Annotated in this window: 12 protein-coding genes; 3 read left to right on the top strand and 9 right to left on the bottom strand. The window is 73.1% G+C overall.

Translation table 11 applies throughout. From position 1 onward, the window contains the following. Positions 1-29: 29 nt before the first annotated feature. Entirely contained in the window at positions 30-665 is a 636-nt protein-coding gene (locus BGO91_RS11400) for a Type 1 glutamine amidotransferase-like domain-containing protein (protein WP_290472876.1), read from the bottom strand. A gap of 91 nt (positions 666-756) precedes the next feature. Next, complete coding sequence (locus BGO91_RS11395; protein WP_290472875.1) at positions 757-2,190, bottom strand: MFS transporter; 1,434 nt, start codon at positions 2,188-2,190, stop codon at positions 757-759. 105 nt (positions 2,191-2,295) lie between these two features. Between BGO91_RS11395 and BGO91_RS11390 the strand changes: the two genes are divergently transcribed. Together BGO91_RS11390 and BGO91_RS11385 are read left to right on the top strand one after the other, a co-directional pair. Then, on the top strand, positions 2,296-2,985 hold the full coding sequence (locus tag BGO91_RS11390; protein WP_290472874.1) for a TetR/AcrR family transcriptional regulator: 690 nt from the start codon (positions 2,296-2,298) through the stop codon (positions 2,983-2,985). Positions 2,986-3,087: 102 nt separating this feature from the next. Further along, entirely contained in the window at positions 3,088-4,524 is a 1,437-nt protein-coding gene (locus tag BGO91_RS11385; RefSeq protein WP_290472873.1) for an MFS transporter, read from the top strand. 72 nt (positions 4,525-4,596) lie between these two features. Here BGO91_RS11385 and BGO91_RS11380 read toward each other — a convergent pair whose 3' ends face one another. Genes BGO91_RS11380 through gabT form a run of 4 tightly spaced genes read right to left on the bottom strand, consistent with a single transcriptional unit; the run spans position 4,597 to position 9,846 of the window. After that, the gene (locus tag BGO91_RS11380; protein WP_290472872.1) at positions 4,597-6,117 is read right to left on the bottom strand and encodes an APC family permease; all 1,521 of its coding nucleotides are present in this window, start codon (positions 6,115-6,117) and stop codon (positions 4,597-4,599) included. Between the two features lie 12 nt (positions 6,118-6,129). Next, positions 6,130-6,999: a universal stress protein gene (locus tag BGO91_RS11375; RefSeq protein WP_290472871.1), complete on the bottom strand. Its 870-nt coding sequence runs from the start codon at positions 6,997-6,999 to the stop codon at positions 6,130-6,132. Position 7,000: 1 nt separating this feature from the next. Continuing rightward, positions 7,001-8,488, bottom strand: coding sequence for an NAD-dependent succinate-semialdehyde dehydrogenase (locus BGO91_RS11370; RefSeq protein ID WP_290472870.1), 1,488 nt, complete (start codon positions 8,486-8,488; stop codon positions 7,001-7,003). Beyond that, entirely contained in the window at positions 8,485-9,846 is a 1,362-nt protein-coding gene (gabT, locus tag BGO91_RS11365; protein ID WP_021756424.1) for a 4-aminobutyrate--2-oxoglutarate transaminase, read from the bottom strand. Before gabT ends, BGO91_RS11370 begins: the two co-directional genes overlap by 4 nt. 95 nt (positions 9,847-9,941) lie before the next feature. Here gabT and BGO91_RS11360 point away from each other — a divergent pair, with 95 nt between their 5' ends. Continuing rightward, on the top strand, positions 9,942-11,423 hold the full coding sequence (locus BGO91_RS11360; protein WP_290472869.1) for a PucR family transcriptional regulator: 1,482 nt from the start codon (positions 9,942-9,944) through the stop codon (positions 11,421-11,423). Positions 11,424-11,514: 91 nt separating this feature from the next. Here BGO91_RS11360 and BGO91_RS11355 read toward each other — a convergent pair whose 3' ends face one another. The 3 genes from BGO91_RS11355 to BGO91_RS11345 are packed head-to-tail and all read right to left on the bottom strand — an operon-like array spanning position 11,515 to position 14,980. After that, the gene (locus BGO91_RS11355) at positions 11,515-12,375 is read right to left on the bottom strand and encodes a transglutaminase family protein (RefSeq protein WP_290472868.1); all 861 of its coding nucleotides are present in this window, start codon (positions 12,373-12,375) and stop codon (positions 11,515-11,517) included. Beyond that, positions 12,372-13,298 (bottom strand): alpha-E domain-containing protein, encoded by a 927-nt coding sequence (locus BGO91_RS11350; protein ID WP_290472867.1) that lies wholly within the window; start codon positions 13,296-13,298, stop codon positions 12,372-12,374. Before BGO91_RS11350 ends, BGO91_RS11355 begins: the two co-directional genes overlap by 4 nt. After that, the gene (locus tag BGO91_RS11345) at positions 13,292-14,980 is read right to left on the bottom strand and encodes a circularly permuted type 2 ATP-grasp protein (protein WP_290472866.1); all 1,689 of its coding nucleotides are present in this window, start codon (positions 14,978-14,980) and stop codon (positions 13,292-13,294) included. Before BGO91_RS11345 ends, BGO91_RS11350 begins: the two co-directional genes overlap by 7 nt. Between the last annotated feature and the right edge of the window lie 78 nt (positions 14,981-15,058).

Raw genomic sequence — 15,058 nt, 5'->3', positions numbered from 1 at the left:
CGGCCGGCGCGGGCTCTCGGAGCGGATCGTCAGGGTGACGGGACGAGGCGCGGCCCGTCGGCGATGCCGTCGTCGCCGGTCACGAGGAGCGCCTGGTCGTCGTTCAGCAATCGCAGGGGATGCGACGTGCCGTACTCGGCGACGATGCGCTCGATCACGGCGGCGGGATACGACAGCCCGTCGGCGTGCGGGACCACGACGATGTCGACAAGGCCGAGGGCGGCGTGGCCGGCGAGCTCGGGCGCCTCCGCCGGATCGTCCATCGGGGTGATCGGCTCGATGGTGGGGCCGGCGACGACCGATCCGGCGCTCAGGCCGATGTAGGGCAGGCCCGCGCGCACGCGGTCGACGATCGCACGGTCGGCTCCGGTCGACCGGAGGGCGTGCAGCAGCGCGAAGGTGTTGCCGCCGGCGACGTAGAGCGCATCCACGCGGTCGAGCGCGCGCTCGGTCTCGTCCAGCGGCGTCCCGCCGACGCGGATGACCGCCACCTCGTGGCCGAGCGCGGCGATCCGCTCCTGCTCCGCGTTCACGAAGGGCGCATCGGGATACGGCAGCGCGGCATCCGGGACGTAGCCGATCCGGAGGGCGCCCGCCCTGCCCGTCGCCTCCTCCAGGAACGCGGGGACCGCACCGACATTGGACGAGAGCAGAAGGAGACGCACCCGTCCGATGCTACCGACGCGACTGCGCCGCGGCGGGACGTCTGCGGCCGCTCGCCGCACCGCAGACGTCCCGGGAGACCGCGGTCGCGGATCAGGCGCGCTGGCGGATGAAGGCGGCGAGCACGACGCCGGCGAGGCTCGTGGCCGCGGCGAACACGAAGAGCGCGGTGAACTCCCCCGCCCCCGTGGCGGCGTCCGTCAGGAAGAGTGCGGTGATCGGCGCGCCGAGGGCGGAGCCGATGGTGCGCAGCACGCTGTTGACGGCGACCGCCGACGCGACCTCGGCGCGGGGAGCGAGCTGCGACACGAGCTCGGCCGCGACCGCGAAGCCGATTCCGTTGCCCAGACCGATGAGGCCGAAGAAGACGATCACGGCGACCAGGGACTGCGGTGCGAGCGCGACGCCGACGCTGCCGACGACCATCGTGGCCAGCGCGATCATCGCCACGGCGCGCGCCGGGATCCGCCCGATCAGGGCCGGGGCGATGCGGCCGCCGACGAAGACCAGCACCGCGCCCGGCAGCATGACGAGCCCGGTCGCCGAGACGCCCATCCCGTGCCCGGCGCCGGTGGCGGCCTGCAACAGGACCGGCAGGCCGACGTAGAACAGATAGGGCACGAAGCCGAGGAACAGGGTGAGCGCGTTGGTGAGCAGCAGGACCGGCCGGGCGAGCACGCGCATGTCCACGAGCGGCTGCGGCACCCGCAGCTCGACGGCCACGAGACCGCCGAGAGCGGCGGCGGCCACCACGAGGAGCCCGAGGGTGACGGGCGACGTCCATCCCCAGGCCGACCCCTGCGACACCGCGAGCAGCAGGGCGAGGAGGCCGACGACCAGCAGCGCTCCCCCGCTCCAGTCCGTGCGGCCCGCGGATCCGCGCTGCGACGCCGGCACCCACAGCACGACCAGCAGCAGCGCGACGAGCCCGACCGCCGTGCCGGCGATGAACAGCCACGGCCACGACAGGTACTGCGCGATCAGGCCGCCGATCACCAGGGCGACGCCTGCGCCCAGGCCGAGTGTCCCGCTCAGCCAGCCGACCGCGGCGCGCTGCGCGGTGCCGGGCAGGTGGCGCCGGACGATCGCGAGGGCGAGCGGGAAGGAGGCGGTGGAGGCGCCCTGCAGCACCCGCCCGACCACCAGCACGGTGAAGGTCGGCGCGAACGCGCACACCGCGCCCCCGACGGCGAACACGCCCAGGCTGATCAGCAGCAGGCGCCGGTGGCCGAACCGGTCGCCGAGCGAGCCGATGACCGGCGCGGCGACCGCGCCGCTGAGCAGGTAGGAGGTGAGCACCCAGCCGCTGCCCGCCGCATCCAGCCCGAACGCGGCCGCGAGCACCGGGAGGGCCGGCACGAGCAGCGTCTGCATCATCGAGTAGGCGAGCACGGCGAGCGCGAGGGCGACGACGATGCGACCGCCGCGGGACTCGAGCGCCGCGGCCCCGGGGGTGGAGGTCGCGGGTGTCGCGCGAATCGCGGGGGTCGGATTCGTCGGCGGAGAGGGCAGGGAGGGCGCGGGCATCGATCGCCTTTCGGTGGGTACGGGATGTTCGATCGGGGAGGCGGGTTTCGGAACGGAACACTCCGTTCCGTTCAAACCTAACACGCTCCCCGCTACCCTGGAAGCATGGAAGCCTCCCCCGGCGAGACCGCGGCGCCCCGCCCGCGCGGCCGCGAGCGTGAGGCCCGGGCGAACGACACCTCGGTGCTCGAAGCGGCGCGCGACGTCTTCGCCGAGCAGGGCTACAACGCCCCGATGTCCGCCGTGGCGGAACGCGCGGGCGTCGGCGTCGCCAGCATCTACCGGCGCTACCCGAGCAAGGACGCGCTGGTGCACGGCCTCCGCCTGCTCGCCCTGCAGCAGGTGACCGATCTCGCCGTCACGTCGGCGCGTGCCACGCCCGGCTCGGCGATCCGGACCTTCCTGGAGACCCACCTCCAGGAGGCGGCCAATCCGCTGGTCACCACCTTCGGCCGCCACGTGGGCTCGAGCCCCGACATCGACGCCGCCGCCGACCGCCTGCTGCTCGCGCTGGAGGCCCTCATCGCGGCGGATGCCAGCACGGGAGCCGTCCCCGCAGACTTCGGCCCGGGCGAGCTGATGGCGACGCTGGTGCATCTGCGTCCCGCCCTCCCGACGACGCGGGAGCGCTCCATCCAGATCCACCTGCGCCACCTCGACGTCTACCTGCTGGGGCTGCGGGAGGCCGCTGCGGACCCCGCGCGCCAGCGCGGCGAACCGATGACCTGGGCCGAGTGGCTGGCCCTCAACAGCGCGGGACGGCCGGACGATGTCGGAGGGTCCCCGGTAGACTAGAAGCCTGATCGGCCACGCGGCCGATGTGGCCGCCGGGCGTCGCCCCGCCGGTCCGAGGCTCGAAACCTCCGGCATCCCTCACAAGACTCCGGAGGTTCCTCCATGTCCCGCGCCGTCCGCCCGCCGCACAAGTGGCTCGCTCTCGCCGTCCTCTCCCTCACCCAGCTCGTCGTCGTGCTCGACGGCACCATCGTCAACATCGCGCTGCCGCAGGCGCAGGTGGCTCTCGGCCTCTCCGACACGGAGCGCCAGTGGGTGGTGACCGCCTACGCCCTGGCGTTCGGCGCGCTCCTGCTGCTCGGCGGCCGCATCGCCGACTACTGGGGCCGCAAGCGCACCTACCTGGTCGGCATGATCGGGTTCGGCATCGCCTCCGCCATCGGCGGGCTCGCCCAGAACGGCATCGAGCTGATCGGCGCCCGCGCGCTCCAGGGCGTCTTCGCCGCTCTGCTCGCCCCGGCCGCGCTCGCCCTCCTGACCGTGACCTTCCCGAGCGGACGCGAGCGCAACACCGCCTTCGCCGTCTTCGGCACGATCGCCGGCGCCGGCGCGGCGGTCGGCTTGCTGCTCGGCGGCGTGCTCACCGAGTTCGCCGACTGGCGCTGGTGCCTGCTCGTGAACCTCTTCTTCGTGGCCGTCGGCCTCGTCGGCGGCGCGCTCGTGCTGAACGAGAGCCGCGCCGAGGGTCGCAACCGCTACGACTGGTGGGGCGTCGTCACCGTCACCCTCGGCCTCGGTTCGCTGGTCTACGGCTTCAGCCTCGCCGAGAACGGCTGGGGCCGGGTCGACACCATCGGGTTCCTCGCCGCCGGCGTGCTCCTGCTCGTCGCGTTCGTGCTGATCGAGCGCCGGGTCGCCCAGCCGCTCCTCCCGCTGCGGGTCGTGCTCGACCGCGTGCGCGGCGGCGCGTTCCTCATCCAGGCCGTCGCCGGCAGCGTGATGATCGGCGCGACGCTCTACCTGACGCTGCACCTCCAGCTGGTGCTCGGGATGCGGCCGCTCGAGTCGGGGCTGGCGAGCCTCCCCCTCACGCTGGCGATCATGGCGATGGCCCCCGTCGCGACCCGGCTGCTCGGCCGCATCGGCGCCCGGCCGCTGATGATCGCCGGACCCCTGATCGTGGCGGTCGGGCTGCTCTACCTGAGCCGCCTGACGGCCGACGGCTCCTACTTCGCCCAGGTGCTCCCCGCCCTCGTGATCATGGGCGTCGGCATGGCGTGCGTGTTCGTGCCGCTGCAGAACCTCGCGCTGAGCGGCGTCGCGCCGCACGACGCGGGCGCGGCCTCCGCCACCGCCAACTCGGCGATGCAGATCGGCGGCTCGGTCGGCCTCTCGGTCTTCACGGCGCTCTACGCCGCGGCGCTCGCCACCGACGGCGCGAAGCCGGTCGACCTGACAGCCGGGTACTCCGTGGTCTTCCTGGCCGCCGCGGTCGGGATGGTGCTGGCCGCCGGCATCGCGATCGGCCTCATCCGCGGGCCGAAGAGCCGCCCGACGCCGGCGACGGAGCAGCACGCCGCGGCTCCGATCGGCGTCTGACGCGAGACGTGACGTGGCGGATGCAGCACGACCTGCATCCGCCACGGGTCACGCGTCCGTGACGGGCCGGGCTCAGGCCTCCGCGCGCGGGAGGGTCTTCCCGCGGAAGAAGTCCGGGAGCCGGCGTCGCATCACGAGCATCACCACGACGCCCGACAGCAGGATGACCATCCCCAGGATGAACACCAGGCCCACGCCGGCGACGTTCGAGCCGCTGCCGTAGGACGGGTCCATGCTGTCGACCAGCGTGGTGACGAAGAGCACGCTCAGGATGCCGCCGCCGACGAGCGGGCACACGAGCGTGAAGAAGGCGTTGCGCACCGAGGAGAACCACTTCCGGCGGAAGAACCACACGCACGCGAACGCGGTGATGCCGTAGTAGAAGCAGATCATCATCCCGAGCGTGGTGATGGTGTCCCAGAGCACGTCCTCGCTGATGAAGCGCATGACGGCGTAGAACACGCTGGCGACCACGGCGGAGACCACGGTCGAGTACCCCGGGGTCATGAAGCGCGGGCTGACGCGGGCGAACCGCTGCGGAAGGGCGCCGTAGTGCCCCATGGCGAGCAGCGTGCGCGCCGGGGACACCGCGGTCGACTGCAGCGACGCCGCCGAGCTGGAGAGCACGGCGATCGACATCAGGATGGCGAGCGGGCCGAGCACCGGGCCGGCCAGCGCGAAGAAGACGTTCTCCTGGATGTCGGGGTTGCCGAGGCCGATGCCGTCGTCGCCGGTCCCCGCGAACGAGATCGCCGCCATCGAGACGAACAGGTACGCCACCACGATGATGACGACGGTGAGGGTCGCGGCACGGCCCGGCGTCGAGCGGGAGCCCTTGGTCTCCTCGGACATGGTGAGGGTCACATCCCAGCCCCAGAAGATGAAGATCGAGAGGGAGAGACCGGCGGCGAAGGCGGAGAACGACGGGACGCCGAAGGGGTTGAACCAGTCGAGGCTCGGCGGGGTCGCGTCGAACGCGGTGCCGTTCGCCACGTGGACGAACGCGACGACGCCGAACAGCACGAGCACCAGCAGCTGGAAGCCGACCAGGACGTACTGCACCTTCTGGGTGGTCTGCATGTCGCGGTACGAGATGAGGGTCGCGACGGCCATGAACGCCAGACAGGTGGCGACGTTGATGAACGGGTTCTTCGAGAGGTCCGCGATCGCGGGGTTGTGGAACACCTGCGACAGCAGCAGGTAGAGGAAGTCGACGGCGATGCCCGCCAGGTTCGAGAGCACCACCACCGTCGCGGCGATGAGACCCCAGCCGCCCATCCACCCGAGGTACGGGCCGAAGGCGCGCGTCGCCCAGGTGAACGAGGTGCCGGAGTCGGGCATCGCGTTGTTGAGCTCGCGATAGCCGAACGCGACCAGCAGCATCGGGAGGAAGCCGACCAGGAAGATCGCGGGCAGGTGGACGCCCACCTCGGACACGGTCGGGCCGAGCGCGCCGGTCAGCGTGTAGGCGGGCGCGATGCAGGAGATGCCGATGACGACGGCGCCGATCAGGCCGACCGACCCGGCGCTCAGACCCTTGGCGGTGCGGGTCGAGCCGGTCTCGGTGGATTCCGCGGCGCTGCGGGTGCTCATTCGGTGGTACTCCTACTGGGCCGCGCGGGGCACGACGATCATGGGGACGGGCAGTTCGCGCAGCATCGTGGCCGCGGTGGTGCCCAGGAACAGTCGGCTCTGCTGCGCGAGGCGGCTGGAGCCGACGACGACGACCTCGCCGGGCCGCCAGTCGAGGGAGGCGACGGCGTGCGAGATGCTGTCGCCGGGAGCGACGAAGGCGGTCGCCTCGACGCCGTCGGGGAGTGCCGCGCGCGCCTCCTGGAGCACGGCGGCGGCGTGGTGCTCGCTCACGCGCGCCTTGGCCGCATCCACCCCCGGGAGGTCGAGGGCGAGCAGGGAGACGAGACGCAGGGGCGCGCGGCCCGCGGCGGAGAGGCGCGCACTCGTGGCGAGCACGGCGTCGGCGCCCTCGCGCGTGCCGACCATGCCGGTCACGCGGCCGAGCGGTGCGGCCGTCTCGCGCGAGCCCTGCGGCGCCAGCATCACCGGGATGGGCGAGGCGTGCAGCAGCGAGCCCGCGACCGAGCCGACCGTGAATCGACCGAGCAGGCCGTCCCGCGCTGCACCCACGACGATGAGCGCGGCACGGCCTGCCTCGGCGGCTGTGAGGATCCCGCCGGCGAGGGAGTCGCCGTAGACGACCCTCTCGCGCGACGGCACCTGGTCCGGGATGCGGGAGCGGGCGTCGGCGAGCCAGCCCTCCGCGGTTTCGCGCAGGAGCGCGTCGTAGCCGGGATCGTTCGGGACGATCGACGGCCGCGAGTTCATGGGCAGCACCACCACGACGTCCAGCCGCGCACCGATCGAGCCCGCGAGGGCCGATGCCGCGGCGAGGGCGTCCTCGCCGGCCGGCGTCGCCGTATAGCCGACGAGGATGCGCGGTGGAGTCGTGGTGGTCATGTCAGCTCGCCGGGATGAGCGTGTACTTCGTGCTCAGGTACTCGTGGATGCCCTCGAGCCCGCCCTCGCGGCCGAGACCCGACTGCTTCACGCCGCCGAACGGCGCGGCGGCGTTGGAGACGAGGCCGGTGTTGAGGCCCATCATGCCGGTGTCGACGCTGTCGATCAGGCGCTGGCCGCGGGCGAGGTCCTGGGTGAAGACGTAGCCGACGAGTCCGTACTCGGTCTCGTTGGCGCGCTCCACGGCCTCCTGCTCGGTGGAGAAGGTCGAGATCGCCAGGATCGGCCCGAAGATCTCCTCGCGGAGGATCTCGCTGCCGGGCTGGATGTCGGTGATGACGGTCGGCTCGAAGAAGAAGCCGTCGCTCTCGGGGGCCGCGCCGCCGGTGAGCACGCGGGCGCCGCGCGAGACGGCGTCGTCGACCAGGGCCGCCATCGAGGCGACCGCGCGGTCGTCGATCAGCGGACCGAGGGTGACGCCCTCGTCGGTGCCGCGGCCGACGCGCAGCGCGTTCACGCGCTCGGTGACGCGGGCCGCGAACTCCTCCGCGATCGACTCGTGCACGATGAACCGGTTGGCCGCGGTGCAGGCCTGGCCCATGTTGCGGAACTTCGCGAGCATCGCGCCCTCGACCGCCTTGCCGAGGTCGGCGTCCTCGAAGACGACGAACGGGGCGTTGCCGCCGAGCTCCATCGAGGTGCGGAGCACGTTCTGGCCCGCCTGGGCGAGCAGCGCGCGGCCGACCGGCGTGGAGCCGGTGAACGAGAGCTTGCGCAGGCGCGGGTCGGCGATGATCGGGGCCGAGACGGCACCGGAGGTCGACGTCGGGATGACGTTGACCACACCGTCCGGCACGCCGGCATCGGCGAGCAGCTGGGCGAAGAACAGCGTGGTGAGCGGGGTCAGCTCGGCCGGCTTGATGACGACCGTGCAGCCGGCGGCCAGCGCCGGCGCGATCTTGCGGGTCGCCATCGCGAGCGGGAAGTTCCACGGCGTGATGAAGAAGCACGGGCCGACCGGGCGCTGCGAGACGACCATGGTGCCGGTGCCCTCGGGGTTCGAGCCGTAGCGGCCGGCGATGCGCACGGCCTCCTCGGAGAACCAGCGGAGGAACTCGCCGCCGTAGGTGACCTCGCCGTTGGCCTCGGCGAGCGGCTTGCCCATCTCGAGGGTCATCAGCAGCGCGAAGTCGTCGCGGCGCTCCTGCAGCAGGTCGAACGCGCGGCGGAGGATCTCGGCGCGGGTGCGGGGCGGGGTCGCCGCCCACGCCTCCGCCGCCTCGGCGGCCGCGTCCAGAGCACGGATGCCGTCCTCCGGGCGCGCGTTGGCGATGCGCTTGATCACGCGGCCGGTGGCCGGGTCCTGGACCTGAATCGGGTCCTGGGCGCCGGCCTCCCAGCGGCCCGCGATGAACAGGCCGTCGGGAACGCGGGCGAGCAGCTCGCTCTCGCGGGTCGTCAGCTCGGGGGCGGTGTCGACGGCGCTCATGCGTTGGCCACCGCCTCCGCGACGACGTCCAGCCCCTCGATGAGGAGGTGGTCCGGGATGCTGAGCGGCGGCAGGAAGCGGATCACGTTGCCGTAGGTGCCGCAGGTGAGCAGCACGACACCGGCGGCGTGGGCGGCCGCGGCGACCTTCGAGGTCAGCGCGGCGTCCGGCTCCCCGGTCTCGGCGTCGACGAGCTCGATGGCGACCATCGCCCCGCGGCCGCGCACCTCGGCGACGCGCGGGTCGGCGTCGCGCAGGGCGCCGAGCTTCTCGAAGAGGATGTCGCCGATCTGGCGGGCGCGCTCGACCAGGCCGTCCTGCTCGTAGGTCTCGATCGCGGCGAGGGCGGCGACGCAGGCGAGCGGGTTGCCGCCGTAGGTGCCGCCGAGGCCGCCGACGTGCGGCGCGTCCATGATCTCGGCGCGACCGGTGACGGCCGAGAGGGGCAGGCCGCCGGCGATGCCCTTGGCGGTGACGATGAGGTCGGGCACGAGGCCGAACTGCTCGGAGGCGAACATGGTGCCGGTGCGGGCGAAGCCGGTCTGCACCTCGTCGGCGATGAAGACGACGCCGTTGGCGCTCGCCCAGGCCTGCAGGGCCGGGAGGAAGCCGTCGGCCGGGACGATGAAGCCGCCCTCGCCCTGGATCGGCTCGATGATGATCGCGGCGAGGTTGCTCGCGCCGATCTGCTTCTCGATCATCGTGATGGCGCGCTTCGCGGCCTCGGCGCCGGAGAGGCCGCCGTCGCGCAGCGGGTAGCTGAGCGGTGCGCGGTAGATCTCGGGGGCGAACGGGCCGAAGCCGTTCTTGTACGGCTGGTTCTTCGCCGTCAGGCCCATCGTGAGGTTGGTGCGGCCGTGGTACGCGTGATCGAACGCGACGACGGCCTGCTTGCCGGTGTAGTGGCGCGCGATCTTGACCGCGTTCTCCACCGCCTCCGCGCCGGAGTTGAAGAGGGCGCTGCGCTTCTCGTGGTCGCCGGGGGTGAGGCGGTTGAGCGCCTCGGCGACGTCGACGTAGGAGTCGTACGGGGCGACCGTGAAGCAGGTGTGCGTGAACGCGGCGACCTGCGCGGTGACGGCCTCGACCACGCGGGGGGCCGAGTTGCCGACGCCGGTCACGGCGATGCCGGAGCCGAGGTCGATGAGCGAGTTGCCGTCGACGTCGACGATGACCCCTCCGCCCGCGGCGACGGTGTAGACGGGGATGGTGGCACCCACACCGGCGGCGACGGCGCGCGATTTGCGCTCGGAGCGCTTGCGCGACTCGGGGCCGGGGATCGGGGTGACGAGCCGGCGCTCCTGCGGGAGCGTAGGTCCGCCGACGGGTGTGCTGATGGCGGGGTCGGTGATGGTCATGGCGGCATCGTAAGGAGCGCGGCGCGGTGCTGTCCTGGACAACCCGTACAATTCGTTGAGTCGGATTCGACACCCTGTCAGATCGGAAGGCACCGATGCCCGCCACCCTCGCTCAGCTCCTCGCCCGTCCCGAGCTGGACCTCACGCTCCTCACCGACCCCGGTGTCGGCGATCCCGAGACGCTCGTGCCGTGGGCGCACAGCTCCGAGCTGCCCGACCCGACGCCGTTCCTCTCCCCCGGGCAGGTGCTGCTCATCACCAAGGCGCCCGACGAGATCGACGCCTACGTCGCCCGCCTGGCGGAGCACGGTGTCGCCGCCCTCGGCTTCGGCACGGAGGTCGTGCGCGCCGGGACGCCGGATGCGCTGCTCGAGGCATGCACGCGGCACGGCCTCCCGCTGTTCGAGGTGCCGTACCGCACCCCCTTCATCGCGATCGCGCGGTTCATCGCCGACCGGGTCGCCGCCGACGCGTACGCCCGCAGCACCTGGGCGCTCCGCGCCTCCCGCGCCATCTCGCTCGCGGCGCTGCGGCCCGACCCGCTCGCGGCGGTGCTCACCGAACTCGCCCGGCAGATCGAGCGCCCCGTCGCGCTGATCGGGGCGGACGGCGCGCTCGACCGTGTCTCCCCCTCCGGTGCGGTCTCCGCGGCGTCACGGGAGGCGCTGGTCGCTGCGGCGGACCCGCTGCTGCGCAGCCGTCGTCGCGCGGCCGGTTCGGTCGTCACCGAAGCCGGTGCGTTCGCGCTGCAGACGCTCGGGGCCGCCGGATGCCTGCGCGGCGTGCTCGCGATCGGCTCCGAGGGGCTCGACCCGGCCGCCCAGCAGGTCGTCACCGGCGTCGTGGCCCTGGCCGGGCTGGCGCTCGAGCAGAGCCGCGCCACCGACGCCGCCCGCGCGCGGCTCCGCACCTCCGTCTGGCGGGCGCTGATCGCGGGCGAGCGGGCTCTCGCGGAGTCCGTGGCCGAGCCGGTGCTGGGCCCCCTGCCGGAGGCGCCGGTGCGCGTGACCGTGCTCGCCGGGACCGCCCTCACGGCCGCGGCGGACTGGCTGGAATCGCACTCGGACGGGTTCTTCGCCCGCGACGGACAGGAGCTGGTGCTCGTCGAGTCGGACGCAGGAGATCCCTCCGCCCCCTCCGCCACCGCGACCGGGCCGGCGGCCGCCTCCCGGTTCGACCTCCGTGGCGGCACCTCGGCGCCGAGCGCGCTCGCCGACCTCCCGACCGCCCTGGCCCAGGCCGAGGTGGCGCGCCAGCGGGCGACCCCGAAGGCTCCGGTGCCCTCGTTCGACGACGTCGCCGCGGCCGGGATGCTCGCCCTGTTGCAGACACCCGACGCCCGCGCCGTCGCGCAGACCGCCCTCGCTCCGCTGACCGCGGCCGACCCCGCCCTGACCGACCTCCTGCGCACCTGGCTCGACAGCGACGGCGTCTACGACATCGCCGCGCGCCGCCTCGGCATCCACCGGCACACCCTGCGGGCCCGCGTGGCCGAGGCGGAGCGACTGCTCGGCCGCGACCTCAGCGGCTTCGCCGCCCGTGCCGACCTCTACGCGGCGCTCCGCGCGACCGCCTGAGCGCGCCTTCCCCTCCAGACCCGCCGAGGTTCACGAAGTGGCGCTCATCCGGGCGGGAATGAGCGCCACTTCGTGAACCTCGGGGTCAAGATCAGGCCTCGCGGGTGATGGACACCGAGACGAATAGTTCGGAGCCGCCGCCGCCCGCGAAGACGCCGCGCAGGGGCGTGACGTCCGTGTAGTCGCGGCCGTGGCCGACGCGCACGTGGCGGTCGCCGATGTCGATGCCGTTCGTAGGGTCGTAGCCGTGCCAGGAGCCGCAGTACCACTCGACCCACGCGTGCGACTCGCCCGTCACGGTCTCGCCGATCGCGGCCTCCGCCTTCGGGTGCAGGTAGCCCGAGACGTAGCGGGCCGGGATGCCCGCCGAGCGCAGCGCGCCGATGGCGACGTGCGCGATGTCCTGGCACACCCCGCTGCGCGATTCCCACGCCTCCGCGGCCGTGGTGCGCACGCCGGTGACGCCGCTGACGTACGCCATCCCATCGCCCACGGCCGCGACGATCGCGCGCGCCGCGGAGCACGGGTCGTCCGCACCGCCCTCGGCTGCCGCAGCTGCTGCGGTCGAGGCCAACGCGACGAGCGACGCGGGCGGCGCCGTCAGCTCCGTCTGCCGCAGCTGCTGCACGCACTCCCCCGAGCGCTGCACGGCCGCCTGCAGCTCGTCCCAGCCGAGGCCGGCGACGGGATGCGGCGCCTCCAGCACCTCCACCAGGCTGCTCGCCGTGATCGTCAGCTCCCGGTGCGGGTCGAGCACGTCGAAGGCGAGCACCCGTGTGCCCCAGTAGTCCGTGTACTGGTGGTGCGACGACACCGGCTGCACGTCGAGGGAGGCGTGCAGCACCAGCTGCCGTTCCCCCGAGAGCGGGAGCATGCGCGCCTCGTTGTACGACGCAGTGACCTCGCCGTCGTAGCGGTAGCCCGTCGAGTGGGTGACCCGGAGCCGCTTCATACCCTCTCCCCGATCCAGCTCGGCGCCGCGTGCTCCGGGAAGTAGCGCTGCGTGACGGCCGCCGTCGCCGCGCTCGTCGCATCCTGGATCGCGGACATGTAGGCGGGCAGGTCGTCGATCACGTCGGCGACCGGCCGGAACTCCAGCTCGCTCTGCACCTGGCCGAGCAGCCGCACGGCCCGGTCGGACACCCCGGCGCGCTCGGTGCGCGGCTCGATGTCACGCAGGCTGTCGACCGCGCCCGCGATCGAGTAGAGGATCGACCGCGGGAACAGCCGGTCGTGCAGGAGGAACTCCGCGGCGTTGCGCGCGGAGGGCACGCCCCGGTAGGTCCGCAGGTAGGCCTCGTAGGCGCCGCAGGAGCGGAGGATGGTCGTCCAGCTCGGCCCGCTGGCCTCGGTGAGCGAGCGGGTCGCGAGCAGCCGCGCGGTCATGTCGGCGCGCTCCAGGCTGCGGCCCAGCGTGAAGAAGTGCCACGCCTCGTCGCGGCTGGCCCCGGACTCCATGATCCCCACGGCGAGCGCCGTGCGGTCCCGGACCCAGGTGAAGAACTCGTGCACCTTGTCGCTCGTGACCCGGCGCGGCATCCGCGCGGCGGTCGTGTTGAGGCACTCCCACAGCTCGGTGGAGACGATCTCGCGGGCGCGGCGGGCGTTCTCGCGGGCGGCGCCGAGCGAGTAGACGATGGAGGCGGGGGCGCCGCGGTCGACGGCGAGGATGCGCAGGACGTCCTCCCGGGCGAGCGCACCCTCGGGCGCGTCGCTGCCCATCACGCCGAGCAGGGAGCGGCAGGCGGTGTCCTCGTCGATCCAGGGGTCCTCGAGGAGCAGCTGGAGGTGCACGTCCAGGATGCGCGCCGTGCCGTCGCTGCGCTCGATGTAGCGACCGATCCAGAAGAGCGAGGAGGCGATGCGGCTCAGCATGCTGGCGCCTCCTCCCGGTCGGCGCACGCCTGCTGCTGTTGCTGCTGCTGCTGTTGTTGCTGTTGCTGCTGGTCGGCGCGGGGCGCATCCTCCTCCGAGTGGTCGGGCGCGTGCGGAGCCGGGAGCAGCGGGAGGGCCGCCGCCTGGTCCTCGACGAGCCCGGCGACCGCCCTAGGCTCCCGACCGTCCTCGGTCTCGACGGCGCTCCCGGCCGGACCGACCACCCAGGTGTCCTTCGACCCGCCGCCCTGACTGCTGTTGACGACGAGCTGGCCCTCCGCGAGCGCCACCCGGGTCAGTCCGCCGGGCAGCACCCAGACGTCGCGCCCGTCGTTGACGGCGAACGGGCGCAGGTCGACGTGGCGGGGCCGCATCCCGTCCTCCACCAGTGTCGGGATGGTCGACAGCTGCACCACGGGCTGTGCGATCCAGCCGCGCGGGTCGGCGATCAGCCGGGCGCGCAGGTCGGCGAGTTCGCGGCGGGACGCGTCCGGCCCGATCACCAATCCTTTGCCGCCGGAGCCGTCGACCGGCTTGATCACCAGCTCGTCCAGCCGGTCGAGCACCTCGGCGAGCGCCTCCGGCTCCTCCAGCCGCCAGGTGTCGACGTTCGGGAGGATCGGCTCCTCGGCCAGGTAGTAGCGGATCAGCTCGGGCACGTACGTGTAGACCAGCTTGTCGTCGGCGACGCCGTTGCCGACCGCGTTCGCGATGGTCACGTTGCCGAGCCGGGCGGCGAGCATGAGGCCGGGAGTGCCGAGCACCGAGTCCACGCGGAACTGCAGCGGGTCGATGAAGTCGTCGTCGATGCGCCGGTAGATCACGTCGACCCGCTGCGGACCGCTGGTCGTCCGCATCCACACTTTGCCCGCGGAGCAGAACAGGTCGCGCCCCTCCACCAGCTCGACGCCCATCAGGCGGGCCAGGAGGGTGTGCTCGAAGTACGCCGAGTTGTAGACCCCCGGGGTCAGCACGACGACGTTCGGGTTCTCCATCCCGCCCGGCGCGCTCGCCTTGAGCGCCTGCAGCAGCCGGTACGGGTAGTCGCCGACCGGCCGCACCCGCATCGAGGTGAACAGCTCGGGCAGCGTCTGCGCCATCACGCGCCGGTTGGAGATGACGTAGCTGACCCCGCTCGGCACCCGCACGTTGTCCTCGAGCACCCGCCAGTCGCCGACCTCGTCGCGGATGAGGTCGATCCCGGAGACCTGGATGCGCACCCCGTTCGCGCTCTCGACACCCGCGGCCGCGCGGTGGAAGTGCGCCGACGAGGTGATGAGCCCGGCCGGGACGACGCCGTCGCGCACCGCGTTCTGGGCGCCGTACACGTCGCTCAGGAACGCCTCCAGCGCACGGACCCGCTGGCCGACGCCCGCCTCGATGTGCGCCCACTCGGGCTGCTCGATCACGCGCGGCACGGCGTCGAGCGGGAAGGGACGCTCCTCCCCCGCGAAGTCGAACGTCACCCCCTGCGCCAGGTACGAGCTGGCGAGGGCGTCGGTGCGGCCCCGCAGTTCCTCCTGAGTGAGGGCCGCGAGCGCGGCGAACAGCTCCCGGTAGGCGGGGCGCGTCTCGGAGGTGTGCGCCCGGCGCGCATCCCCGAACATCTCATCGAACGGCGTCGCCCGGCCGCGCCGGCGCCGCGCCGTCTGCGCCCCGTACCCGCCGAAGAGATCTCCCATGGGCTGACGCTAGCGCCGGGGCGTTACCCCCACGTTTCCGCACGTTTCGGGCACGTTGCGCTGCGGGAGGCGGGGAGG

Origin of the sequence: Leifsonia sp. 71-9, from assembly GCF_001898805.1 — a bacterium.
Classification (GTDB): Bacteria; Actinomycetota; Actinomycetes; order Actinomycetales; family Microbacteriaceae; genus Leifsonia.
Note: the sequence above shows the minus strand (reverse complement) of the source record. Positions and strands in the feature narration are given on the sequence as shown.